The following is a 25,155-nucleotide window of genomic DNA, read 5'->3' on the forward strand; positions in this document are numbered from 1 at the left end:
GTCAACTCCCATTTTATCTTTTTTCTAATCCTTTCGCACCTTTTATATACTGTAATTTTTCTTTTCATTTTCCTTCAAAAAAGGCAAAATTTCTTTTTGTGGAAAGGTATAATAAATTTCTTTGTTCGGCAATTTCTTTTTTAATTCCATTACTTTTCCTATATCTAAATCTTCTACAGCGAGCATTTTTATAATCTCAGCTACCAAATCTAACGCATCATCATTCCAGTTATATCGTGCAATTTCCTGTGTACCTAAGCGAATGCCAAAACCATGAAAAAGATTCTTAGTTTTCTTATTCAAAGTAACTTCACAGCGATAAGCATTATCATAAATCCGATTCATTGTATCCTGATCGCATTCTATAAAAATTTGATGTGTATATGAAATCTGGTCTCCTGTTTTTACAATATGATATCCTTTTTCTTCTAGTTTTTTTCCAAGATAATTTGAACAATGCACCATATGAGTCATATATTCAACACCATATTTCTCAAATTCAACCAGAGCAAATAAAAGAGAAATTTTCTGATGCATTTGTGAATGTCTTAAATATTTAGGATTTATCGTCATCTCCATCTTATCGTGCAAAGATTTTTCATTTGTCATAATCAAACCTGATGCAGGACCTGGAAATGTCTTATGCGTTCCCGCAAACATAATAATATTTTTCATATGTTCTAATGGATTTTTACATAAGCCCGCTGCAATCAACCCTAATAACTGACTACAGTCCCACATTAATACGCAAGACGACGTATCTATCTTCTCTACATCCAATGGTCTTATTACATCTGATGGTGCTAACAGAATATATTTAATATTCTCTTTTTTTATCATTGCATTGACTTCATCATATTTTAAATCTAATGTTTCCATTGAAAACGGTGCTTCATATGTTTTTAATCCCAAACGTTCAACTACCGGCTTCACAGAGGCATGACCACCATATTCTTTTCCTAAAAGCATAATCTTATCACCATGTTCACATACTGTTTTTACAATCATATCAATACAATTCATTCCGGTAAATGGTCTTGGATCTGTGTAAACTGCCCCAAACATTCTTCTGCACACTTCAGAAATTTTTTGATAAAAAGGTAAAAGTTTTTCACATCCTATAAAGTTATCTGACATATTGAAGGAATATGTATTGTTCATAATATAACGCTCTTGAAATCCACATGATAATGGAATATTTGTAAATTCTGATGTAGGATTTTCTGCTGCACAGAGTGGTAATGTGCGTTGATGATACTCTTTAAATTCATTTGTTGCCTGATATAAATATTTCAAATCTCCCTCAACATTATACTCTCTTTTTCCATTAACTTTTATATTTTTATCTAACTTATACAGAGTTATCGTACTTCTTATTACATCACGACACAAATAATACACTCTACCCTGATAATTAATTTTATCATTGTTATTTTCTTGTATATCACAAATATATGTTTCTTCTTTACATTCAAATTTAAACATAGAAAATTTGATTTTCTTTAATGATTCAATATGAATAATCTGATCTTCCGTAACACCTAATACATAACATATTTTTTGCATGATCTTAGAATTTGATTTTTTCTGATAATTATAGTCAAATTTCCTTAGTTCTTCCAATGAATCAAATTCATGAATAACATCCGCACCACAATATTTTGCATACATATATAATTCTTCTAAATGTTCATCTTGTATATCAGCCCAAAATTTCCCTGCAGTATCTGGCAAGTCATAAATTTCATCTAATATTTTTACAAAGTTTTCTGAAAATCTTTTATTAAAATACGCATATCCTAATGTAACCCAGATATCATAACACTTATCTCCATACATAGTTTTTAAAATCTTATCATCCTCGTCTGTAACGATACCTCGTTCAGCTGTTTTTCCTGACATATAAACAGAAGAATAATAAGCATCATACGCATATGTCTGAAAGATATTTTCTGAAAAATATAGATCAGAAGAAGTAATGATTGTATTTTTCAAATATCTTTTGGCGGCATAAACACTTGAGTGATTATTTTTCTTTTCATACTCTTTAGATTCCACTAAGATAACTCCATATTTATCTACTAAATATTGGAATTTTTCTTTCATATATCCTACGACAATGACTACCTCCTGAATTCCTTTTTCCCTAAGCTGGCATATTTGTCTTTCTACTAATACTTCACCCTTTACCTTTAGAAGACCTTTCGGCTGCTCATAGCTAAGTGGTACAAATCGAGTTGACATCCCGGCTGCAAGAATAATGGCATTATCTATTTTATGTTCTTCTAGCATTTTTTTACCTGATGGCAAAATTTCTTTACCACTAATATACCCATTTTCCTCTAGATTTTTTCTTGCACTTTCAATCAAATTATTATCTTTAAATAATTTACTTGCCAATTCTTCATTACTGAATTCTTCATTTTCATCCAATAAACGAATTATTTCAAATTGCAATTTATTTATCATAACAATTTCTCCATTCTATCCTAGCTGATAAACCCTCATTTTCTTGCTTTCTCGTTTTTCTTCCAGTGGCAAAATCATATAATCTCCATAATCTGCTTTTAAAATCTTATCATACCCATCCGGTATCCAAAATTCTTCTGTTTCAAATTTTGTAAGATGTCGATTGATATAATCTTCTTTTAACATCACTCTGGATCTTCCATGATTAAAACCAAATGTTCCACAATATATACAAGAAACCCATCTGCTATCAGCTAAATCATATTTCAATATAGTCTCTTTTATTTTTTTTACTAATTGTTCATAGTCTTTTTTGCAAAACAAGCTTGTTCCATATGGAATAACCACTTTTTCTTTCCATTCATTTCCGATTTTTTCCATATTATCAGAGAATACCTTTTGATCAGAAATGTCATTTGGAAAACCGCCTAATGACCAAATATCTATTCCAATTCCCATTTTTTGTCGCAGCGGAAAATTTCTTTCTTCTCGTTTATACTTTTTCGATAGCAGTTTTGAAATCGTGCTGGTAAAATATTCTTTATTATTAAAAATGCTCAAAAATTCATACTCTTCTTCTTCGCTTAGCAATTCACAGCATTTAAAATAATCTTTTGCAGGCATTATAACATCTACATCATCATCCCATGGAATAAAACCCTGATGTCTGATAGCCCCAATTAAACTGCCACTATATAGTGTATAATGAAGGTGATTTTTTTCACAAAAATAATGAAACCATTTCAATATCTTCATCATTTCTTCCTGTGCCTTCGCAATTTCTATCATCCCTTTACTTTCTGACCAATCCAGACAATCTTCGGAAGCTTTATAATTATAAACATCAATCTCAATTATTTCCGTATTATCACTACCAGATGTCATTTCTTCCAATTTTTTTGCTTTTCCTTTTTCACATAAAACAACACTCTTATCCTTCTGTGATTGACAAAATTGCTCAACCGATAAAACCTTTACATTTTGAAATTTTTTTCCAATCTTTTCTGGTCTGTTATCAATCATTCCTTTTACCGTCATATCCATTTTATGAAAATAACTTATAAAAAGTTTTGCCGGTGAACTATATTCAAAAATATAAATGTTTTTCTTATCTCTCTTTCCATCCAGTTCGTTTTTCAAATTTTTAATCGCATACTCAGCACATGATTTATATTCCATTTAATATCAATATAGTAATACCCTTACTGGTATTGTTTACTCCTCTCTTTATTGCTGATCGTCATCCTCCAAAAAATTCTCCACAAAGAATTCCATCGCATTCTTAGATCCCGTTGATACACGGATATACTCTGAAAGCATTGGATTTCCAAATGTTTTGATCAAAATCTTTCTTTCTTCTTTTAACTCTTTTTCCAGTTCTTTCGGTGCTTTTTTCGTCTTAATAAAGATATAGTTTCCAAGTCCGTCCTTCGTTTCATATCCTTTTTCTTTCAGGATATCTAATGTATAGTTCTTGCCTTCTTTTTGTTTGCAAATCATCTGATCAACCAGATCTTTCTGCTCTAATATCCTCTCACCAAACTTTAATGCGATCGCATTGACATCGAAAGTCAGATGTGATTTTCTCACATACTCAATGATATTCGGATTACTGATGATAACACCCAGACGACACGCTGCCATAGAAAACAACTTTGAAAAAGTTCGTAAGATCACCACATTATCGTATTGATCGATCAATGGCAGGAATGTCTTATCATAAAAATAATGATATGCTTCATCAATGATCACGATCGCATTCTTTTCCTGTGCTTTTTGAATCACTCTTTCGGTTTCCTGTGTAGAATATGCAAAACCGATCGGATTATTTGGATTTAGTAAAACGACGATATCGGTATCATCATCGATCGCATCGACAATATTGTCAACATTGACTGTCAGATCTTTTTCATAAGCAACCGGAACATGCTGTAACCCCAGAATCGCACAATTCACACGATACATTTCAAAGGATGGGCTGACTGTCACTACTTTTTTACCTGTCTGTGCAAAGACTTCATACAAATAGCGGATCGCCATATCCGATCCATTCGTAGCGATCACATTTTCAAAACCTACACCGATAAAATCAGAAAATTTCTTCAAAAAACGATCCGGTTCAGGATAAATTGCCAGAAATTCCGGTGTGATCTCTTTTAAAACCTGATCGACAAAAGACTTCGGAAGTCCTTCCGGGTTTTCATTCATATCAAAGCGGTAATATCCATATCTTCCCTGCTCCGGGAATATTCTTTCACATTCTTTTACATATGGATTGACATAATAATTAGTCATATGATTCATCTCCTTTGTTTTTATCATTTTACAAATACAACAGGAAAACTTCTTAATATGACACCATAAGTTTTCTTCCTGCCTGACAATGATCTGCTCCTTAAATTCTGTTAATTCGTTCCTTATCTAAATAGAAAAACTTTTCCATCATTTCACTAATTCCGATAGACAATGTATTATCGACCGAATAATTTTTATGGTGTGTGCGGATCAGTCGTAAAAACTCTGCTACTTCATAGCGGATGCCTTCACCTTCGACCTGATAGAAATACCGTTTGTTTCTGTTAAAATCTTCAAAACGCACTTCAAAATATTCCATCTTCCACCACGGTGATGGCACATATACATATCCCTTGGTGCCGGATATCACAAGACTGCCTTCGGATTTGACACCATATCCGACTTTTCCATTGGCAACCCCGCCATCATAGATCAATTGCAATTGCGTAAAAAGATCGGTTTCTTTCTGCTCGTCAATAAAAGAACTAAAGCTGCTCTTTTTATAATCCATTCCGAATAGTTGAAAGATCGGAAGCAGGATAAAAGAACCCCAGTCGGAAAAGCTGCCACCTTTTGCTTCTTTCTCATAAAACCATGCATTTGACGGCTTCATCGACGTACAGGTTACATCAATCGCTTTCACGGCTCCAATCCCTCCGCCTTTGACAAGAGAGATCATACGGCAATACGCTCTCAGATACGCTGTTTTGATCGCATCAAACAGTACCAGATGATGTTCGTAGGCATATTGGTATAATTCCTGCGTTTCTGCTTTCTTTAACGTTGCCGGTGATTCACAGATTACATGACAATTCTTTTCCAACGCTTTTTTGATGATCTGATAGCGTTTTGATGGTTCTGCCAGAATATACATGGCATCGCAGGATTCCATCAGCATTTCCATGGATACCATATCTTTGGTATCGCAGACATCCTGCACCATGATCCCGCTGACGTACCGGCTTTCCTCGATCAGCTTATCGACCATTGTTCCCTGCCCGATAATGCCAAGCTTGATAAATTGCTGTTTCTCACGAATCTGCGTACTGGAGATTCCTTTCGTCCGCTCCAGATAGACAACCTCACAATATTCTTTCAAGTAATCAAAGTCACCATACCAGTCTGAGCCGATTGCAAAAACATCTACCTGATATTTTTTGACATCATCTACTTTCTGCCCCTCATATTCTTCTAAAATGATCTTGTCTGCCAGCCCGGTATCCTGAATGGCTTTTACCCGATCCATGACAGACTGCTGTACATTTAACTTGCCTCGGTTTACATCAAAACTGTCTGTTGTCACTCCGACGATCAGGTAATCGCCAAGCTTTTTTGCTCTTTTTAGCAAATTCAGATGTCCCTGATGCAGCAGATCAAATGTTCCATATGTAATTACTGTTTTCACAAAATCACCTCTTTTGACCAGTTTAGCCACTGTTTTAATAATGCATCTCTAAAAACTTAGGGAAGGAAATATCATATTGGCTTTTTACTTTTTCTGCAAATCTTTTTCCTTCTTTGGTCTGTATCAGGTTATACTTCAGATCACCGATACGATACACTTCTTCTTTTCCTGTCTTTGTCACACAATACACATATTCCTTTGAACGGAAGCCCTGAATACCGTCAATATAATCTTCCAGACCTTTCTGTTTTGCCACATCGCGAAACTGTTTATTATGTGTGCTGTAATACTGATAGTGGATCATTTCATTTTCAGGTACTTTGCCTTCGTTCCAGACATAATGCTCAACGAGCTTATTAAAATCAAGAAGACTTTGCAAACTGTCATCTTCTTTATGTACAATTCCCGGTCCTTTGATCGCCATAATGCAATGTGTAGAGCGGTCATTATCCGCAGCATAACAATAGAACGGAACACATTTTTCAGGATCATATACAATTTGCGAATGATCACTAAAAAGCACTGTGTAGCCATTCTGCGGCAGGATCTTTGCATAAAATGCAAACTCTTGATCTACATAATGAAGACAATCCTGTAACTGTCCTTCTATAAAGCCTGACATATCCTTAATACCGACATCCTTAAATCCCATAGCAACCGGTTCTTTCGTATGATATCCACATAACAACGGAAAATGTAATTCCCATGGATAATATGCATAATTAAATGTCGCTTCTTTGGTTTCTGCCATTTCACAAGCCATCGTCCATAATTTATCGGTAAGATGGATCTGATCTACATAATGGATTCTTTCATCTTCTTTAAAGATCCGCCATTCCGCAGAAGAATACAAACGGATCGAATATCCTTTTTCATATGCTTTCTTTAACAGATCACACTCATCTAATCCTAAGATGAAACGATCTTCATATACATTTTCTGTATATGGCATATGTTCTGTGATCGTTGCATACATACTTTCATAGGTTGTCGGTGCGGTAGAATGGATATCCGTAAAGACAACGGAATCTTTTAAATATTCATTCAAGACCTGATACGTGTCTTTTTTCTCTCCCAATACATCGACTGCCCGCAGTGCATCAATATAATGAATCGTAATATCTCCCTTGCGCTTTTCATTTTTCTTTTGCACTTCTAAGATCAATTCCTGTATCTGTTCTTTTGTCTGTCTTATCTCTTCGTATCTGTCGTATTGCTTTTCTATATAACGATCCATATATACAAAGGCATAATAAAAATCTTTGATCTTTAGATACGAGGCGATCAATTTCCATAATAATGCTGCTTTTTCTTCTTCCTTGGCATTCTCATATGCGACACGCACATCATATAATTCAGAATAAAAACTTCTCTCTTCATAAAAATTATAATGAATATCAATCCCCTGATCGCGCAGTTCCTGATACAGATCAAGTGAGGCACAGTCCGGTCCGAACTGATGTAAACTCTGCTTGATCGACTCTGCACTTGAACGGGAAGAAATGATCACTAGATCAATATCCCAGTCTTTTAACTGCTCCGGTGCAATGATCGGATAGCCAAGCAGATCTTTTCCCTGAAGTTCTTTACAAGAGTCGATCAGGCACACAACACCCTGTAAGCAGGTTGCATATTTTGTCAGCAAAACAGCCGCATGGCTTGTCATGGAATTATTGTATCCGGCTCCCCACAATGCAATTTTTTTCTTTAAACATTTTTTTTGAAATAATTCCAAAATAATATTATGGATTTTCGTACTGTCTATAAAATCATTTCTGGTAAGATCATGTTCCTTTATGATCGAATCATATCTTGCTTCATAACTGTTCAATGTCTTTTCCTCCCATTTTCCTATATATACTCTCGGAAATCCGTCCGGTAGGATTCGTTTTAAGAATACTGTCGAGAGTACATTTACTATATCTTCAGATCTTTTTTGATCTTTGTTGTAGAAATCTCCGGTGTCCGTTCCAGATATACAACTTCGCAATAGTCTTTTAGAAAGTCAAACTTTCCTTTCCAGTCATCCCCCATTACAAAGGTATCTACCTTAAATTCTTTGACATCCGAAATCTTCTGTTCCCAGTTCTGCTCCGGAATGACTAAATCCACATACCGGATCGCTTCTAACAGTCTTTTGCGTTCCTCATAAGAAAAGTATGTGATCTTATTTTTTTCTTTTGAATTAAATTCGTCCGTGGACAATGCTACGATCAGATAATCTCCTAATGCTTTTGCTCTTTGCAATAAATTAATATGACCATAATGCAACAGGTCAAATGTTCCATATGTAATAACTTTCTTCATTGTACCTCCTCGTTGACCACTTCTATCGGATCTTTAAAATATCTTTGATATCCTGTACCATTCGCGGTGATGCTGCGTTTTGTGTCTCATCAAAGACGTTTCTTTTTATTTCCTGATACTTCTCATTTTCTGTCATATCGGTCACTTTCCGATGGCAGACTGCTTCTTTTAATGCCTCTTCTAATTCTTCCTGATTCTTCGCTTTCATACCGGGTGTAAATGCTTCATAATCAAAATACATTTCACGCGTATCGGACAAATATTCTTCAAGATCATAGTCAAAAAACACAACCGGCTTATCTGTTAATAAAAAATCAAAATAAATAGAGGAATAATCCGTCACCAACACATCGGCTTCTTCTAAGAATGTATAGGGATCGGCATCCTTATCAATCACCTGAATTGCTTCTCCCTGCAGCTCTTTAAACTGCGCATTTAATTTTGACTTTGGGTGCAGCTTAACACAAAACAAAATATGATTTTCTTTTAAAAATTGCTGAAAGCTTTCTAATTGCATTACATCAAAGAACTTTTTTTCACTGTCACGGAAAGTAGGCATATAATATACCATCTTCCCTCTGCTGTCTCTCTCCCGGAAAGAAGTGATTTTTTCCAATTCTTTCTCTTCAAGTTCCGGAAGTACATTCTCAAGCACATCAGAGATCAACCTGTCATTTCTCGGATAACCGGAAACTAAGACATGTTCCGTGCGAAATGCTGACGAAAAGATCGGCCGCATAAATTCTGATGTAGTAAGTACATAATGACTTGGTTTTTCATCGGATAAATTTCTTGGAAAACATTTGAATTTTTCCCAGCTGTTCTTTGGATGTCTGAACAGATCAAAGCGATTATCCGCCTGAATTTTCTTTAATGGAATGCCATGCCACATATTAACTTTTAAGGCTCTTCCACTCTGCCAGAAATTAATATCCTTAGAATAATTATCAAACAAATAAACGCCTGCTCTTAGAGCCATCCAAATGCCTTTCAAAGAATGATAATAATATGCTTCATAACCATTGCTTTGTAAAAAAGAAACAATTTCTTTATTATGGCTGATCCAGACTGCCCGTATAGTAAGGCAATCTTCATTTGCCTTCCATTCATGCCCTTCTTTTTTCCATGCATCCACTCTTTGTGCAAGTTTGTCTGACTGATATGCCGAATGCTGGCTTACATACAGATAAAAATATCTTGGATTATCTGCAAATCTTCTTCCAAATGTGCTTCCAAACACCCATATATTTTTATTTCCAGGCACTAAAAAAGATAACCAATAGACCGGAAGGAGCAGCAATTGTCCCCAATACTTTAATCCATTGATTATCTTTTTTTTCATCTATTTATACCTCCATGTATCTGACATTTGCATCCTACTTTTTATATATATCGTCATTTTTTCTATAAATATAACCTTTATAATCTAAAAAAGTGCAACGCCGGCGCGTTGCACTGCAAGAATTACGAAGTAATTCTTGTTGTCATTCCACAACCTGCTGGCATTTCCTTTTTATATCTTAACCGGTTCTACCATTTATAAACCTTTGTTTTACGTTCCATTAAATCTTTCTTGGCAATAACCGGATCTTCATAATACGAATCATTCTTGACATGTGTTGTGGAAATCTCTTCAAAAACGGCTCCGGTACGTGAGCTGAACGAATGCATCTGTCCACGAAGCACTGTCTGGATATCCCCCGGTTTCATTTCTCTTTCCTCTCCGTCTACAACGACTTCGAGATCACCATATAAAAGCTGGAAAGTCTCTTCTTTGACTTTGTGCATATGATCCGGATGCTGCTGTCCCGGTAAGACTGCAATCAGCTTCTTACAGTATTCACGATTGACAATACTGATGATCACGGCACCAAACTGACGGAAATGCTTCATACCGTAATGATGGGAAAGTTCTGCTTCAAAGGTATCTCCTAAATAAATATTCGCTTCATAAAGCATACCTTTTACATCATGGATCACGCTTCTTGCCAGATTCGTATCGGTAACCGGCTTTGTCTCATGCAATTCTTCATTTGCCTTATAATCTTTACTGGCAACGACACCTTCAAAGAATTCTCCGCTTGTCATCTGCTTATCATGGTTTGGCATCGCAAAGAAAACATCTTCTCTCTTTAACTCTGTTCCCTTTTTGACATCATGTTTCAGATAGACTCCACGCATCAATGAATTCAGCGAATCAATCTCTGCCTGGCTGATATAACGCTCTGTTTCCTTCTTCATCTTGCAGATTTCTTTGGCTTCTAATGCCGATTTAACCCATTTGTCTGCCTGATCCGGGTTCATCGAATAGGCATTTAACGAGATTGTTTCTGTAGGAAGTCCTACATGACGTTCTAAGATTTTAGCGCCTTTTGCAATCGCCATCATCGGGATCACATTATCATCCGGATCTTCATGACCGGAATACCCGATCACATTGTCAGGATAACGTCTTCTTAACTTGTCAATAAAATCAAGCTGTAAACGTTCAATCGGTGCCGGATATTCGGCAATGCAATGCATAAATGCAAAGTCGCATCTTTTATGCGTAAAATAGTTATATAACTTATCAATGTCAGAAATTGTCTTTCCACCTACTGATATAATCACCGGCTTATGTGTCGCTGCAATCTTTTCGAGCAATGGCCAGTCAAGAGAGCTGCAGCTGGCAACTTTGATAATATCGAGTCCCTGATCCATACACCAGTCCACACCATCTTCATCAAATGGTGTACTCATGGCGATCATGCCTTCACTGCGGATCGCTTCTACTAACTCTGTAAACTGGTCATAGGTCAGCCGTGTGCTTTCAAATCTTGGAATATGGTTGACATCTTTTCTACCCTTGTAGTCCGGGTGAATAAATGTATCCAGATTACGGTATTGCAATTTGACTGCTGCTTTAATGTTATACTTTCTTGCAATCTTTCCCATCTCATGGATAATATCTTTTCCATGTTCTACACTTCCCTGATGGCTGTTTGCCATTTCAAAAATAAACAAATCATCAAATATCTTACTCATAACTCTCCTCTTTTCTGTATCTAAATATTAATCTTAAATTAAACCACGGTCGCAACAATTACTGTCAAGAGCACAAGTAATGCTAATATCACAATATATGCAAATAAAAACTTTTTTTCTTATGCCTTTTCTATCTCCATTTTTGTCTGCTTGTCATATTCTTCTTTATAACTTCCCAGCCCACGATAATTTTCTTCATCTTTAAATGCAGCATCTGTCTGCTCACTATACGGTACATCCGGCTTGTTTGTTAATTCTTCAAAAATAATCTGTGCAATTCGCATTCCTGCTGATAATTCTATTGTATTGTTGGAAATATTCTGAATTCGTAAAAATGCAAATGTCACATGACCCGGCTGATAATGTGGTCCATCTACTTTTAATCCCTGACGCATTCTGGAATTTTTCTCAGCAATCCTGCCTAAGATATTCAAAGGAATTGCCAGTTTTTCTTTTGTTTTCACAAACACGGTTTCACCCGGTCTCAAATCATAATGTATATTCTCTTTTTCATCAATACCGCAAATCACTCCTATTGTCAGATCATATGATATACCATTCAAATTTTCTTCCTGATAACCGGCTTGAATCAATTGACCTTCCTGAATATAACTTTTTATATCCTTATCTACCAATATCATAAAATACACTCCTTTTAAAGCATCCGATAAAGCTATTTTACCGAATACTTTTTCCATAAAACACTCCAAAGGCATTATGTTAATTACGCATCATTATAGCCAATACCTTAGTTCATTCATGTAGATAAATGAACATTTTTACTTATAATTCCCTTTTATATTTCTACTTTTTCAGTATAGCACGCTTATTTTCATACAACAAGCGTTACTTACATATCTTTAACCTATATTCTATTACTATTTCCAACCAATGCTTTTATTTTTAGATAATTTATTTTCTTCTGAACAGAATCACTATGACACTTTATTCTTCCTGCAAAAGATACTCCTTCGCACGAAGGAACTCTTCTTCGGTATCAATATCAAAGTTGTCTTCCATCTTATAACCTGCAATCGTATCTCCCGTCATTGAATGCTTTTTTGTAACAACTTCACTTCGAAAGACATCAATACACGCATTTTGATAATACACATTCGGAAGCTGCTGCCGTGGCATGTTGTAGCATTCCGGTATGTCTGTCATTAATGGAGAAAGCATTCCGGTATCTTCATCCATATGCCACATCTTATAGGGGATTTCTTTTGCCGGTGCTACGCATCGCATACTGTCTACATCCGGGTGTACCTCCATATATCGAATCATATTTTCAATATCCTGTATCCGACGGATCGGATATGTCGGGCGAAGCTGTACAACAAGATCAGGTATATATCCTTCTTTTTCTTCTAAAAAGCTAAGAGCATGCATAAATACATCCAGATCAAGAGATGTATCTGTCGCATACTCTGCCGGTCTGATAAACGGTACTTCTGCTCCATATTCTCTCGCAATTGATGCATATTTTTCACTATCTGTACTTACGATCACTCGATCGATCAAGGATGTTTGCAATGCATGCTCAATAGAATACGCCAACATCGGCTTACCATTGATCAGTCTGATATTTTTATCAACAACACTTTTTGAGCCACTTCTGGCCGGTATTACAGCAAGTACTTCACTCATATGTTCTCTCCTTTGAACATTCTGTTCCTAACTATATTATATATCGGCTACACACCTAAAAAAATAACTCTTTTATCTTGCCGAATCAATTCCTGTTAAGCTTTACTACGCTGACAACATTTGTTTATCTGCTAAAAACACATGATCAACATACAAAATGTGTATTATGAACAGCTTTCTCCCGGTAATGCTTTCCATAACGAAATACATTTTCAATTGCTTTTTCTTTCTCTACACAGGCAAGCTCAATAATTTTTTCTACACAGATAGAAGAAATTTTTTTCTCTTCCAAATACGCTATTGCTTCTTTACAATCTTCATCTGACAAACTGTATTCAAGTCTTCTCACACAAAACTTCAACTTCATAAAATGTTCTTTAATCGTTGTACTATTAACCGGCTCTATGCAAGCAAAAAGATCACTTTCTCCTGCTGCTTTCTCACGATCCTGTATTTGAAAAAGCAGATATAATACAACAAAAAGCTCACTGCTTTGCATCTTTTTGATATGCTGGTATACCATTTCTTTTGCAAAATCCAGGTTTCCCTGATCTAGCTGTGCGATAATCAGATTTTCAATTCTTTGAACAGCAGCATTTTCTGTTTGCTGCTCTTTGCTTTCTACAAGCGTAGAATGATATTCCTTGCAAAAAAGTGCTCTATATTTCTCATAATTCTGAAAATTCAGGAAACCGCAATCATGAAGCACCCATGGCACTTCCTGATACGGAACGACCACATGATACCCTTTTATACGAAATTCATAGGATTGCGATGCATCGTAAAAATCCCATCCGTCAAAAAGATCTTCTCTCCATGGCACATCATACTGTGTCATCATCAAAAGACCATCCACGGCTTCAACTTGTGTATAAACCGCTTCTTTGTCATGTTCATGATCAAAGAAATCGTCTACTGTATTCAAATGGCAGCTCCGCAAGGCACCGATGCGGTCATTGGTTTCCCACATTACTGCACTTTGCGGCATTTTAAGCGTTCCGACCATTCCGATTATCCCAATTTCAGGATGCTTTAAAAAAAGTGCGATCGTGTCTTTTAAAAATCCGCGATATAAAACAAAAACGTCCTGATGCAAATAGACTTTATACTTCGCATCGCTTGCCTGCATCGCAGCATTATAGCCGGCTGTCATGGATTCTGCCTGTGCGATCGTCAAAAGATCCAGTTCAAATCCATCCGGGATTTCAAGACGATTCAAATAACGGATGCATTCCGATAAATACAGTTCATTATTATAGCAAATAATAAAGCAGATTTTTTGTTCATTCATATCTTCTCTCCATGTGCTTTTCGCTACCAATATTTTTCTCTGACTCTTTGCTCTATCGCATCATTTAGATCCCTGATTGCAGACTCAGAAGAAGTCATAAGCTTTGCCCTGTCTTTTGCTTTTGCAGACATTTCCCGATAAAATGCATCATCCTTACGATACCGTTCTATCTGCTCTTTCATTTCACTAAGATCATTGACTGCAAAATCCGGTCCACCGGATACAAAAACGTCCCCTGTCTTTGTATACACACCCGGAACTCCTTTGGCAAATGCTTCGATCACCGAGAATCCTCCCCCTAAACGGATCGGATTGATATAAAGATCACAAATTTCCATCAATGCTTCCATATCTTCACAATAGCCTATAAAGTTCGTATTTTGTTCTAAAACCGGATCATTTTGACACCAATCCGAATACGTTTCAAATTTTCCTGCCAGAACTACAAAAAAACCTTCTTTTTCCAGCGTGATCAAAAGTTTTGTAAAATCATCACTAAGCTCATAGTCCAGACGAATCCCTACGATAACCAATACAAAGGCATCTTCCGGTATCCGGTATTCTTTTCTTGTAAACGTATGTGTCTGTTCTTTTAATTCAAAAGTAAAACGGCTTTCGATCACATCCATATTGGCAAATGTCTCTTTTTCTTCTTCCCGTATCATTCTTCCTAATATCTTCATCGGGTTCATTGTATGTGGCAGATTAGAAAAAGCCAATGCCATAGATGCAGTCGGAATAGCCTGACCACATAGATCAGCGGTCATACTTCCGGTTCCCATCGATAAAATGTAGAATGGTTTTACCTGCCTGATCAGTCGGAGCACCGTGCGCAGTTTCCGTTCAATCGTCATCTTTTCTGATATTTGTAAAAAATCAAATTCATCTTCTCCAAAACGTATCACATGTGCGTTGCGATAGCTTTCCTCTACACTTCCAACAGCCGGATCATAGATGGGAATTTCTCCTGCTGCCAGATATTGTTCGGTTGTATTGACAATAAATACTTTTTTCCCTAATTTCTTTAACCATTTCACACGTTCGATCAACGTTTTCGTTGGAGCATGATTCATACCGAGAAGCTGAATCGTAAGAACAACAATACAAGCAGGATCTCTTTGTTCTTTCGGAATTTTCTCCAACTGTGATTTTGTTTTTTCAAAATAAATACCATAGCTTTTCCGATAGATCCGCTCAAGAAGGTTATAACTTTCCCGGTCTGTTTGCACCATCTTTTTCAAAGAAAGCCGTTTAAACTGATTCCAGATATAATACAGTTCATCAGCATTAAAATCGCCCAGAAGTATTTCTTTTAATAAACTATTTGTATCTTCTGTTTTTTTCTCTAATCGCATTAAAAGAGACAGTATAAAGCAAAAAAACTCTTTTGTCATCTTTTCTTCCTGTCTTTGATAACCTGTATTTTTCCTGTCAGCACATGGCTCTAATACCTCTTTACAAGCCTCGATCAACAAATCTTTTTGTTCTATTGCCGCCTGACTCAAATAATCATAGATCATATTATCTAACTCTTTGAATGCATTTTTATCCTGACATTCTTTGTATGACCTTAAAATTTCCGTCAATGAATTCAAAAAATCTCCTCCAGTGTTTGTTCTTTCATACCATGTATTCTTGCTCCGTTCGAAGCGTTGATCCATTCAATCTCCGTCTCAGATTCAATACGTCTTTCGATCCAGCGTCGGTAAATATCCAGCGTTTTACCGGTTCGTACCTGTCTGCCGCCAACACCTTCTACCAAACGTAAATTCTGTGTATCGACAAGCTTCTTTCCAACTCCTCCGGCATGCGTTTGCTCACCCGGATATCCCATATCCAGACCAACGACTATGATCCTTTTGCAATGCATACGAATTCCAAGATCGATTGCAAAGGTAGCTACCGATCCACCGGATTCATATAGTGTATATCCCATTTTGTGTGCTGTCTCTTCTGCTTCCGGCATTCCCTCCTGATAAGCAATATAACGCTTGCTTTCATATTCATTTGCCACAATTGCCGCTACTGTCGATAGGTAGATCAACGGGATTCCTGAATTTTCAATTCCACGGATACGGCAGCGAGTGCCTGCTTTTGCATCCGTCATTACAAGATAATCCGGACGGATCTTTTCTGCCAATACTTTTTGGGCAACTTTTCCGACACAAAGCATAACAATATCTTCTCTGCCGCTTAACTCTCGAAGCTTCTCCCAGTGTTCTTCTAACGACGGTCCACCGGCTAATAATATCATCGTTTTATCGCAGAATGTATCAGAAAGCACATCTACACATTCGTCCTGTAACGTCTGGTTTTTATGAAAATTTTCAACCAAAAGCTCACCCTGCTTTTCCATCGAAGCAAAGATCACTTTATAATTTTCTAAAATTTCACGAAGAGAACGATCCGGTGTGGTCTTGATCGCCGGTTCCCACATACAATAGCGTATGTCTTCTTTTTCTCCGTCAAGCCATGGAATATAATCTTTGGGATTTTTGCAATATACGATCGTCACTTTTGTATCTTCTAAAAGTTCTTTCAGGTTACGATAACGCATACAGATTGCAAGCACTTCGAGATCACTTTCCAAAACGACGATCTTTTTAGATGTCATTTTTGCTAATGCTTCTACATGATAGCCAAGAGCCATGCCAAACACGACATATTCCTCGCAGGATTCATTACGATTCGCTTTTGCAAAAAGTTCAGCCTCCCGTCTGGGATTTCTTGCAGAGCAAAGACGAATCTTTTTTTGCTCTTCTTCTAATGAAAGAACGACATCTCCATCCCTTGTCCGATCCAGATAAAATATTCTGTCGGATTCATCCTGAAATGTGTTTAACACACGATACAACTTAGAATCTTTCTTTTTTAAGATAGAAAGATTACTTTGCCAAAAATCATTTTCTTCCAATACAATTACTCCTGTACTTTTTTGCTCTCCATTAAAGTCAGATCAATACACTTTCAGAAAACTTCAGATGATCTGACTCTATACTTTTCATGAAAAACATATATTTTACTCTAAATTTTAATGATAATCTCTTATCACAATTTTGCTAACGATTCTTTCAACAATGGTGTCAATTCATCAATAGCTTCTATCATAGCTGTATAAACCGCTCCTGAGATAGCGAGCGTCTGTAACATGTTCTGATCTGCGTCTTCAGAAAGCATATTGATCTGCTGTACTTTTTCCGTAGTCATACCTGTAATATAGGTATCCAATAAGTTATATGCACTTTGTTTTGCTATTACATTATTGACTTTACGAATTGTTTTCAGACATTTTTCTTCTTTTTGAGCAGATGTATTATGCTTACGGATCAGTTTCATCAGATCTTCCTGTGCTTTTTTCCCTTCCGTTGCTTTCCCTCGTAAAAGAACAAATTCCTTTTCTAGATGCAGCATTTTCTCTTTGACTTTTGTATACTCTTCTGCGGAAAAAGTAGGTCCTGTCTCTTCTAAAACAGCCGCAAAATCAAATTCTTTTTTACATTCCTTTTTAATGACATCGGCTAAAGTCCGCACCTTAGATCCTTCGATCAAAGCACCGCCTTCTGTTGCATCAATTACTTCAATCTCGGGAAGTGCACGGATCGCATCTTCAAACCAGTCTTTATAGATCAGCCAGTCATAACGAGAACGTACTTTACCGCCATTCACGCCATCCACCATCTTCATGCCATAAGATTCATTGACAATGTGCTTTTCTACACCTCCGGCATGTGTCACATCTCCATCATAAGCAAGATCCTGACCGATCAGAACGATCTTTTTAAATCCTAAAGCAGCACAAGTACTGAATGCACCTGTCGCAACCGACCCGCCACTGCTATATGGTGGAAACTCTCTGCCAAACTCACTATACAAAGCTTCTGTATATGGTTCACTGCGAAACCAGATTTTTCTCGATCTGTTCTTCTCTAAGAAAAGATTTTTTGCTTCCACATTGCTAAAGATCGGCACCTGTTCACATCGCTCGTCAGTCAGATGACGCGGGCTTTTCTTCGCATCCAAAGTTACGATCGCATCAAATGGTGCATCATGCATCAATAAATATTTTACTGCTGTATCTGTTGCAAGAATAAACGCTTTTCCTTTTGCATTTTTCAATTGATCAATGTTCTTATCCAAAGATGGTCCGGCAGCAACAACAATTGCCGGCACTCCGTCCGGGATTTTATCTATCAGATCCGGAATATAGTTACTATCCTTGATAAAATGAAGATTTTTCATCACATTGCTAATAGCCGAATGCGCCAGATGTGCTTCGGTATCCCGATTAACCTTTGCCATTTTATTCACATTTTCTACAGCTGCTAAAAAATCCTTATACTGCTCTATATATAGCTTATCATAATTAGGATGAAAGCTTAAGATCTGTGAGGGAAGATTGGTCCAATGCACGCTTCTTTCCAATGCACCCGCAAATCCGTCGAGATTGATCTGATCTACATAAATCTGTACTCTCTCATCTTTTAAGACATCTTCCATATCAAAATGATCTAGGCAAAAACAGAATAATGCAAAATCCGGTTCACAAACAAAAACTTTTGCATCTGCATCCAGTCTTTTTAGTAATTCTCCTAAAAAGATACCATTGCCCAATCCATATAAAATGGTAATAATATTCATATTTTGAAAAGTAAACTGATCTGCCCATTTCTTAGCTTCCTGTGCCGGACGATATGTACTGTTCATTCGATTTACTTTTCCGTCTTTTTTTATACAAAGTGCCCAGTTTCCGTCTCTTGTTTCGGTTTTTTCGAACGAATCAAACGAAGGCTGCTGTTCTTTTTCTCTTTCTATTAGTTTTTCATATAATTTTGGTCTTACTTCCTGCAAGACCGAACGATTTTTCTCAGCGTTATCCATATCATTTCTCCAATGCTATTCCATATTACCAACAAGTTCTTCCATATATTCCAAATAGTCATATTGTAAGATATCTGCAAGCAATACCATATCTCCGTCTTGTAATGCATTCATTGCATCTTTTAAAATATTTGTAAGCTGTGCTTCATCCAAAACAAAATCATCATGTTCTGTCCGATAAGTAAATAAGGCATCAATTGCTGTCATCATATTGCTAAGTCCTATTGTAAATTGATCCAATGCCTCTTTTTCTTTTTGCTGGTAAAAAAGATCAACTATCCCTTTTACTTCTTCTATACTTTTCATTACAACATCTTTTGATCCACTCATCTGCAGCTTCCTCCTCTATTTTTGTTCATATTTCTAACATCTTAGAATATCCTCATAATACCATAATGATATCTATACTTCAAAATTCCACTCTTTTTAGCCATTATTTTTTATTAAAACAATACACAATTTAATGATAGAAAAAATGGAGCCGGTCGATAATCGACCAGCTCCATCCCAAGTTTAGGATACCATCCTAGTCCAATAATTACTGGAGTAAAGAAAGTACACCCTGTGTAGCCTGGTTTGCCTGAGCAAGCATAGACTGACCAGCCTGCTGTAAGATAGATGATGCTGAGTAAGAAACCATCTCGTCAGCCATATCTACGTCACGGATCTTGCTTTCTGATGACTGTAAGTTCTCAGCCATGTTATCAGCATTAGCAATTGTATGATCTAATCTGTTCTGTAAAGCACCAAGTGCAGATCTCTGTGTAGAAACCTTTGTGATAGCTGTGTTTACAGTTGTGATCAACTTAGTGATATCCTTACCTGTGCTAGAAGAAATAACCTTAGCAATTACAGTTGCAGAAACACCGAGCTTACCAGCTGTCATTGAGCTGATTGTGATGCTGATTGTCTGGTTTGTGTTAGCACCAACCTGAAGTTTCTTGTTCTTGAAACCACCTGAAAGAAGTCCCATTGTATTGAACTGTGTCTGAGTTGCAATACGGTTGATCTCTGATGTAAGAGCTCTAACTTCTTTAGCGATAGCCTTACGGTCAGCTGAAACGTTAGTATCGTTTGAAGCCTGAACTGTAAGTTCTCTCATTCTCTGAAGTACTGAGTGAATTTCACTTAAAGCACCTTCAGCTGTCTGGATAAGTGACTGACCATCTTCAGCGTTTGTTGAAGCCTGCTCAAGACCTCTGATCTGTCCTCTCATCTTCTCACTGATTGAAAGACCAGCTGCATCATCAGCTGCACGGTTTACTCTGTAACCAGAAGATAACTTCTCTGTGCTTCTTGCAAGATTTGTGTTTGTAATGCCTAACTGTCTGTTTGCGTTAAGCGCTGTCATATTATGCTGTACTATCATAGCATTTTCCTCCTTGATTTCGCAATGGCATCCATGCCATTGGTGCATTGTTTTTAGTTTGCTGCCCCTTCCATGTCCGTACACACTTTAGAAACCGCATATATCTATACTCCTTATGGAGAATAAATAACTTTGTTGTTTACATTAAGGTTATCGTCAGCTTTTCTGATTCTCTTAACCCATTTCCATAAAAAAATTAATTTTTTTGTTATTTTTTCTGATCCACAAAATAAGTCTGCCATTGGTGATGCTGATTTGACATATTTTGATAATACGATGCTGCGGTTTTGTTACTCGCATTAAAATCACGAATCTCTTTTCTTTTATTTTTCACAAACATTTCGAACTTATTTTTGTTCTTTTGCTCCAATGCCTGAATTTTCATGCTGCATTCCGTAATAATACGGATATAATTCTGCATTTCCAATATTTCAGGCTTAAAGCTTTGCGGATCTGCCTGTATAAAAGGATTCACTTTCGAAAATACACGCTCAAATCCACCATCTAATGTAAAGATCCGTGAGATCAATTCTTCTTTTTGCGATAGCATTTCATCAAAAGCATCTGCATCAACCGGATCTGATGACAAAATCTCTGCCTGACGCTTTGTCGCATCAAGAATCTTTTGCATCACTTCATATTTTTCTTTTAAGGAATCTTTTAATATGGATACATAAACTGTCACCTGATCTGCCATACATCCTCTTTTCTATAAATCACATACTATGTGTTTTTTTCATTACTTCGATCCACGTTTCACGCATTGTCTTAATATGCTTTAACGCTTCTTCGAGTATTTCATTGTCTTTTTTCATGTTCGCTTCAACAAGTCTCCGGTAAATATAATCATATACCTTATCAAACTCCTGTGATACCGGATACTTTGTATCAAGTGACACACGAAGCTGCACGATGATCTTTTGCGCTTTCTGAATGTTCAGATTCGCCTTTTCGATATTTTTTTCATCAATTGCCACCTGTGCCATATGACAAAACTTGATCGCACCATCATATAACATCAAAATAATCTTTGCCGGTGATGCTGTCTGAACAGAATTTTTTTGGTAAAGTTGTGCAGCATTTCGATATTGTGCCATTGTAGTTACCTCCTTGTATTAGCAATTACACCTTTTTCATAGCAGGCAATCCCTATACGAACTGCCTTGGCTTTTTAACTAAAGAAGTTTGAGAGCGAATTTGACTGGGAATTTAATGAAGCTAATGCTTTCTCCATTGCCGTAAACTGAGAATAATAACGCTCTTCCATGGTTGATAATTTGCTGTCCCACTTCTTGATCTCGTCTTTATAATCCGATAACTGAGAATTCATCTCAACATCATTATAGAATGTCAAAGCACTACTCATGCTTGTCTTACCCATTTTCTTAAACAAGTCATCATAAAGATTTGATGCAAGTCCGGAGAATACTTCCATAACAAGATCCGGATCTTTATTCAGTAATTCTTCCAACTTATTTGTTTCATCGGCGTACTCGCTGTCATCTTCATCACCCTTAATATGTAAGAGACCACCTTCTGCATAATCGGCTGATGTTGAAATACCTATTGATGACAATGCATACCTCTTGCCATCCGATGCTGTGATCGTTCCTGACATATTATCACGGAATGATGAGATCAGAGAACTTAATGTATCATCACGGCGAAGCAGGGAATCCTTAATCTTGTCTTCCCATTTTTCTACTTCATCATCTGACATTGCTTCTTTCTGCTCATCTGTCAGAACATCATAATCTTTAGCAGAGGATGCATTGTACTTCGTATTCATCTCTTTTAAGATTGAATTGTATTCTGAAATGAAGTCTTTGATCGTATCATAGATACCGGATACATCCTTTGTAACAGAAATCGAAACTTCACTACCCGCTGTCATATCCAGGATATTTAATGTCAACCCGTTCACTGTGATCGTAGAACCCGAACTGCTAAGCGTTGCACCATTTAATTCGATCGATGCATCACTGGCTGCTATGACAACCATACCACTTGTATTACCGGCATCGCCTTCTGCAACGGCTGTACCATCAATAGAAGAAAGCCCCAGACCGGCAAGTACCGATGAAGAGTTTGTGATTGTACCAATATCATCTTTGAACGTCGTTGCAGCTGCTACGGAATCAATCTTACGTGTTGCACTGTCTTTCTTTAAGAAATCATCGTCTGCATTGGCAATACCGTTCTCTATACCATCTGTAATCTTCTGCTGGTATTCATCTGACTTCAAGTCTTTTGCAACATTTTTACTGATCAGAGAATTTATGCTGTCTGCTAATTCTTTCTCTGTCATTTTGTCAAGATCATCCTGCTTTACACCGGAATCCAGGAGTGCCTGTTTGCCTGCATCCGATACCTTTGTATGCTCATCATCTGTAAAATAGCTTGCTTCATAACCATCCTGAAGCTGCTTTTTATAATATGCATTGACCGCATTAGATGCTGCTTTATCTGTATATGACTCAATAGAATTCTGTACCTTATCAATTGTAGCAGAACCTGTCTGTAACTGGTCAAAGATCTTTTGTACACTTGCTTTATCAGAAGAAGACAAGTTATCGTAACCAATCTGCTTTTTCCAGTTAGCGATCGTATCCTGCTGGTCTGTTGTCAGATTACTTGCCGTAATTGAAAACGTCTGATCCACACCACTATCATCCGAACTGATAAAAAATCTCTGCTGTGTCTCATCAAAGCTGGCTTTTAGTCCTGCGTTTGTGCATGCTTTTGTAAAATCTCCTATTGTGGTATTTTCATCAACCAGCAAAAGCGATGTGCCGGATTTTGACTTGATCGCAATCTGTGTACCGGCTGCGATCGGATCAGCAAGCTCGGTAAGTTTTGTTGTTTCTTTTGCTTTCGAGCCATCTGTAAGTGTACCAAGTTTTCCGCTTGTTACATACTGAGCCGAAGCTAAAGAATTTACTTTGACCTTATAAGTACCTTCTGCTGCCTGTGATGTAGCAGTCGCTGTTACTTTACTGGTATCTGAACTTGTTGCCGCTTTGGTTTTATATGCAGATTGTGATTTAATCTTATTTAAAGATCCCTTATAGAAATCATAGAGTTTTGTATTCATCTCGCTCCAGATATCTTTTTTCCATTCAAGCTTTGTCTTTTTGCTTGTGACTTTTGTTTTCTTCATTCGCTGTGCAGACATCAATGCCTGTACGATTGAATCGGTATCCAATCCTGAATTAAGACCTGTCATTCTAATCATAATTCTGCCTCCTTATCGTTTCTCATCTACGATCAATCCTGCAATTTCCCAAATCTTTTTAATTGCTTCAAGAGATTTTTCAGGCGGTACTTCACGAATAAGATCGCCGGTATCTTTATCATATACCTTTACCGTGATCGTATTGGTCGGATCATCAAAATCATACTCACAACGTGTCTTTTTGATTCTTGAATTCATATTTGACATTGCTGACTCAAGTGTGCTCTGAGCTACTTCTTTGTCCTTTTGATTGTCTTTTGTCTTTCCTTTGTCACCGTCATCACCAAACGTAGTCTTTTTGACTGTATTTGTACTACTTACCATACCTGCTGTCGTGTCTTTTGTCTCTATCTCAGTCGGTATGATCTTTCGGTTTGGATCAGCCGAAAAACCATTAAGCTTTGCTTCCATTGCCATTGTAATACACCTCCATGTGCAAATGCTGTAAATAAACTTCAAAAATAACGTCTGTAACTTTTGATATATCCTTATATCTAACTAACCTTTATATCGACATTTTTGCTATTTATCTTTACTCTTTTTTTCAAATAAGTCTCTGATCTTTGCAATATCGACTTCCTGTCCTGCCTGTTTATTTTCTTCCTGAATCTGCAGATAAATCTCTTTTCGGTAAACCGGAATGGATTTTGGTGCACTGATTCCGATCTTTACCTGATCTCCTTTAATCTCCAGTAATGTGATCTCGATATCATCACCGATCATGATCGACTGGTTTACCTTTCTGGCTAATGCTAACATCTGACTCCTCCGATCCTGCTTATTGTTCTTCTAATATCATATGTTTAACCTGATACTCATTATTCTCTGCAATGATCTGCATCGCTTTGTTATTACGCGTATTGATAACGATAGGTGCTTTCATGTTCACAGAAGTTTTGCTGACATCTGCCGGAACAGTTGCCAAAAGAAAAACCGCCAGATCTTCTGTCTCAAAATCTCCAAGCTGTTTTAACAATGCATCTTCTACAACCGGATCATAGGACGTATCCACACGAAACGGATTCACGATTGGGAATGCAAGCCCCTCTTCCGTAATACATTGCAGCCAGGAAAAGAATGCTTCCTGACCTTCTTCTATATCATATAAGATCGTATAATCCGTATACTGTTCAAACCCCGGAATTCCTTTTTCGAAATGGATCACTTTGGTATCTTCAATGTCTACCTCACCAAAATATCTTGTTTTTACTCTCATCTTGTCCTCCTCACCAAAT

General features: G+C 36.9%; 22 protein-coding genes. All 22 read right to left on the reverse strand.

The features are described from left to right. Positions 1–42: 42 nt before the first annotated feature. The 22 genes from H8700_RS08610 to fliW all read right to left on the reverse strand — a co-directional run bounded on the left by H8700_RS08610 (position 43) and on the right by fliW (position 25,136). A complete protein-coding gene (locus tag H8700_RS08610; RefSeq protein ID WP_249305124.1) occupies positions 43–2,469 on the reverse strand; it encodes an NTP transferase domain-containing protein in 2,427 nt (808 codons plus the stop codon). Between the two features lie 15 nt (positions 2,470–2,484). Continuing rightward, positions 2,485–3,492, reverse strand: a complete 1,008-nt coding sequence (locus H8700_RS08615; RefSeq protein ID WP_249305126.1) for a LicD family protein — start codon at positions 3,490–3,492, stop codon at positions 2,485–2,487. A 204-nt stretch (positions 3,493–3,696) separates the two neighbouring features. Then, positions 3,697–4,764 (reverse strand): pyridoxal phosphate-dependent aminotransferase, encoded by a 1,068-nt coding sequence (locus tag H8700_RS08620; RefSeq protein WP_249305128.1) that lies wholly within the window; start codon positions 4,762–4,764, stop codon positions 3,697–3,699. A 100-nt stretch (positions 4,765–4,864) separates the two neighbouring features. Beyond that, on the reverse strand, positions 4,865–6,169 hold the full coding sequence (locus tag H8700_RS12225; RefSeq protein WP_330606346.1) for an adenylyltransferase/cytidyltransferase family protein: 1,305 nt from the start codon (positions 6,167–6,169) through the stop codon (positions 4,865–4,867). A 34-nt stretch (positions 6,170–6,203) separates the two neighbouring features. Then, complete coding sequence (locus H8700_RS08635) at positions 6,204–8,000, reverse strand: nucleoside-diphosphate sugar epimerase/dehydratase (RefSeq protein ID WP_249305131.1); 1,797 nt, start codon at positions 7,998–8,000, stop codon at positions 6,204–6,206. A gap of 86 nt (positions 8,001–8,086) precedes the next feature. Next, positions 8,087–8,476, reverse strand: a complete 390-nt coding sequence (gene tagD / locus H8700_RS08640; RefSeq protein ID WP_022141675.1) for a glycerol-3-phosphate cytidylyltransferase — start codon at positions 8,474–8,476, stop codon at positions 8,087–8,089. Between the two features lie 22 nt (positions 8,477–8,498). Then, on the reverse strand, positions 8,499–9,818 hold the full coding sequence (locus H8700_RS08645; protein WP_249305133.1) for a CDP-glycerol glycerophosphotransferase family protein: 1,320 nt from the start codon (positions 9,816–9,818) through the stop codon (positions 8,499–8,501). Between the two features lie 188 nt (positions 9,819–10,006). After that, positions 10,007–11,500: an N-acetylneuraminate synthase family protein gene (locus H8700_RS08650; RefSeq protein WP_249305135.1), complete on the reverse strand. Its 1,494-nt coding sequence runs from the start codon at positions 11,498–11,500 to the stop codon at positions 10,007–10,009. A gap of 119 nt (positions 11,501–11,619) precedes the next feature. Further along, entirely contained in the window at positions 11,620–12,198 is a 579-nt protein-coding gene (locus H8700_RS08655; protein ID WP_249305137.1) for a dCTP deaminase, read from the reverse strand. Positions 12,199–12,445: 247 nt separating this feature from the next. Next, positions 12,446–13,147 carry an acylneuraminate cytidylyltransferase family protein gene (locus tag H8700_RS08660; RefSeq protein WP_022141671.1) on the reverse strand — a complete coding sequence of 234 codons (702 nt, stop codon included), beginning with the start codon at positions 13,145–13,147 and terminating at the stop codon, positions 12,446–12,448. A gap of 145 nt (positions 13,148–13,292) precedes the next feature. Continuing rightward, complete coding sequence (locus H8700_RS08665) at positions 13,293–14,438, reverse strand: glycosyltransferase family protein (protein ID WP_249305139.1); 1,146 nt, start codon at positions 14,436–14,438, stop codon at positions 13,293–13,295. Between the two features lie 23 nt (positions 14,439–14,461). Beyond that, entirely contained in the window at positions 14,462–16,033 is a 1,572-nt protein-coding gene (locus tag H8700_RS08670) for a glycosyltransferase (RefSeq protein WP_249305142.1), read from the reverse strand. Continuing rightward, positions 16,030–17,352, reverse strand: coding sequence for a motility associated factor glycosyltransferase family protein (locus H8700_RS08675; protein ID WP_249305143.1), 1,323 nt, complete (start codon positions 17,350–17,352; stop codon positions 16,030–16,032). Before H8700_RS08675 ends, H8700_RS08670 begins: the two co-directional genes overlap by 4 nt. A 134-nt stretch (positions 17,353–17,486) precedes the next feature. After that, positions 17,487–19,316 carry a motility associated factor glycosyltransferase family protein gene (locus H8700_RS08680; protein WP_249305145.1) on the reverse strand — a complete coding sequence of 610 codons (1,830 nt, stop codon included), beginning with the start codon at positions 19,314–19,316 and terminating at the stop codon, positions 17,487–17,489. Between the two features lie 15 nt (positions 19,317–19,331). After that, positions 19,332–19,646, reverse strand: a complete 315-nt coding sequence (locus H8700_RS08685; protein WP_022141666.1) for a DUF8042 domain-containing protein — start codon at positions 19,644–19,646, stop codon at positions 19,332–19,334. A 208-nt stretch (positions 19,647–19,854) separates the two neighbouring features. Beyond that, positions 19,855–20,685 carry a flagellin N-terminal helical domain-containing protein gene (locus H8700_RS08690; RefSeq protein WP_249305147.1) on the reverse strand — a complete coding sequence of 277 codons (831 nt, stop codon included), beginning with the start codon at positions 20,683–20,685 and terminating at the stop codon, positions 19,855–19,857. 208 nt (positions 20,686–20,893) lie between these two features. Further along, positions 20,894–21,382: a flagellar export chaperone FlgN gene (gene flgN, locus H8700_RS08695; RefSeq protein ID WP_022141664.1), complete on the reverse strand. Its 489-nt coding sequence runs from the start codon at positions 21,380–21,382 to the stop codon at positions 20,894–20,896. Positions 21,383–21,401: 19 nt separating this feature from the next. Beyond that, positions 21,402–21,782 carry a flagellar export chaperone FliS gene (fliS, locus tag H8700_RS08700; protein ID WP_249305149.1) on the reverse strand — a complete coding sequence of 127 codons (381 nt, stop codon included), beginning with the start codon at positions 21,780–21,782 and terminating at the stop codon, positions 21,402–21,404. A 74-nt stretch (positions 21,783–21,856) separates the two neighbouring features. Further along, on the reverse strand, positions 21,857–23,920 hold the full coding sequence (gene fliD, locus H8700_RS08705; protein ID WP_249305151.1) for a flagellar filament capping protein FliD: 2,064 nt from the start codon (positions 23,918–23,920) through the stop codon (positions 21,857–21,859). Positions 23,921–23,932: 12 nt separating this feature from the next. Continuing rightward, positions 23,933–24,337: a flagellar protein FlaG gene (locus tag H8700_RS08710; protein ID WP_249305153.1), complete on the reverse strand. Its 405-nt coding sequence runs from the start codon at positions 24,335–24,337 to the stop codon at positions 23,933–23,935. A 105-nt stretch (positions 24,338–24,442) separates the two neighbouring features. Further along, positions 24,443–24,679, reverse strand: coding sequence for a carbon storage regulator CsrA (gene csrA / locus H8700_RS08715; protein WP_022141660.1), 237 nt, complete (start codon positions 24,677–24,679; stop codon positions 24,443–24,445). A gap of 19 nt (positions 24,680–24,698) precedes the next feature. After that, a complete protein-coding gene (gene fliW, locus H8700_RS08720) occupies positions 24,699–25,136 on the reverse strand; it encodes a flagellar assembly protein FliW (protein WP_249305155.1) in 438 nt (145 codons plus the stop codon). Positions 25,137–25,155 lie beyond the last annotated feature (19 nt).

It is taken from the genome of Jutongia hominis (assembly GCF_014384965.1).
In the GTDB taxonomy this organism is placed as follows: domain Bacteria; phylum Bacillota; class Clostridia; order Lachnospirales; family Lachnospiraceae; genus Butyribacter; species Butyribacter hominis.

Excerpts from the sequence above, each read along its gene's own strand:
- H8700_RS08655 (WP_249305137.1), bottom strand. The coding sequence starts at position 12,198 with ATGGAAAAAGTATTCGGTAAAATAGCTTTATCGGATGCTTTAAAAGGA.
- csrA (WP_022141660.1), bottom strand. The coding sequence starts at position 24,679 with ATGTTAGCATTAGCCAGAAAGGTAAACCAGTCGATCATGATCGGTGAT.
- H8700_RS08660 (WP_022141671.1), bottom strand. The coding sequence starts at position 13,147 with ATGAGTGAAGTACTTGCTGTAATACCGGCCAGAAGTGGCTCAAAAAGT.
- H8700_RS08665 (WP_249305139.1), bottom strand. The coding sequence starts at position 14,438 with ATGAATGAACAAAAAATCTGCTTTATTATTTGCTATAATAATGAACTG.
- flgN (WP_022141664.1), bottom strand. The coding sequence starts at position 21,382 with ATGGCAGATCAGGTGACAGTTTATGTATCCATATTAAAAGATTCCTTA.
- H8700_RS08645 (WP_249305133.1), bottom strand. The coding sequence starts at position 9,818 with ATGAAAAAAAAGATAATCAATGGATTAAAGTATTGGGGACAATTGCTG.
- fliD (WP_249305151.1), bottom strand. The coding sequence starts at position 23,920 with ATGATTAGAATGACAGGTCTTAATTCAGGATTGGATACCGATTCAATC.
- H8700_RS08685 (WP_022141666.1), bottom strand. The coding sequence starts at position 19,646 with ATGAGTGGATCAAAAGATGTTGTAATGAAAAGTATAGAAGAAGTAAAA.
- H8700_RS08615 (WP_249305126.1), bottom strand. The coding sequence starts at position 3,492 with ATGATTGATAACAGACCAGAAAAGATTGGAAAAAAATTTCAAAATGTA.
- fliW (WP_249305155.1), bottom strand. The coding sequence starts at position 25,136 with ATGAGAGTAAAAACAAGATATTTTGGTGAGGTAGACATTGAAGATACC.
- fliS (WP_249305149.1), bottom strand. The coding sequence starts at position 21,782 with ATGGCACAATATCGAAATGCTGCACAACTTTACCAAAAAAATTCTGTT.
- tagD (WP_022141675.1), bottom strand. The coding sequence starts at position 8,476 with ATGAAGAAAGTTATTACATATGGAACATTTGACCTGTTGCATTATGGT.
- H8700_RS08620 (WP_249305128.1), bottom strand. The coding sequence starts at position 4,764 with ATGACTAATTATTATGTCAATCCATATGTAAAAGAATGTGAAAGAATA.
- H8700_RS08690 (WP_249305147.1), bottom strand. The coding sequence starts at position 20,685 with ATGATAGTACAGCATAATATGACAGCGCTTAACGCAAACAGACAGTTA.
- H8700_RS08710 (WP_249305153.1), bottom strand. The coding sequence starts at position 24,337 with ATGGCAATGGAAGCAAAGCTTAATGGTTTTTCGGCTGATCCAAACCGA.
- H8700_RS08650 (WP_249305135.1), bottom strand. The coding sequence starts at position 11,500 with ATGAGTAAGATATTTGATGATTTGTTTATTTTTGAAATGGCAAACAGC.
- H8700_RS08680 (WP_249305145.1), bottom strand. The coding sequence starts at position 19,316 with ATGGATAACGCTGAGAAAAATCGTTCGGTCTTGCAGGAAGTAAGACCA.
- H8700_RS08610 (WP_249305124.1), bottom strand. The coding sequence starts at position 2,469 with ATGATAAATAAATTGCAATTTGAAATAATTCGTTTATTGGATGAAAAT.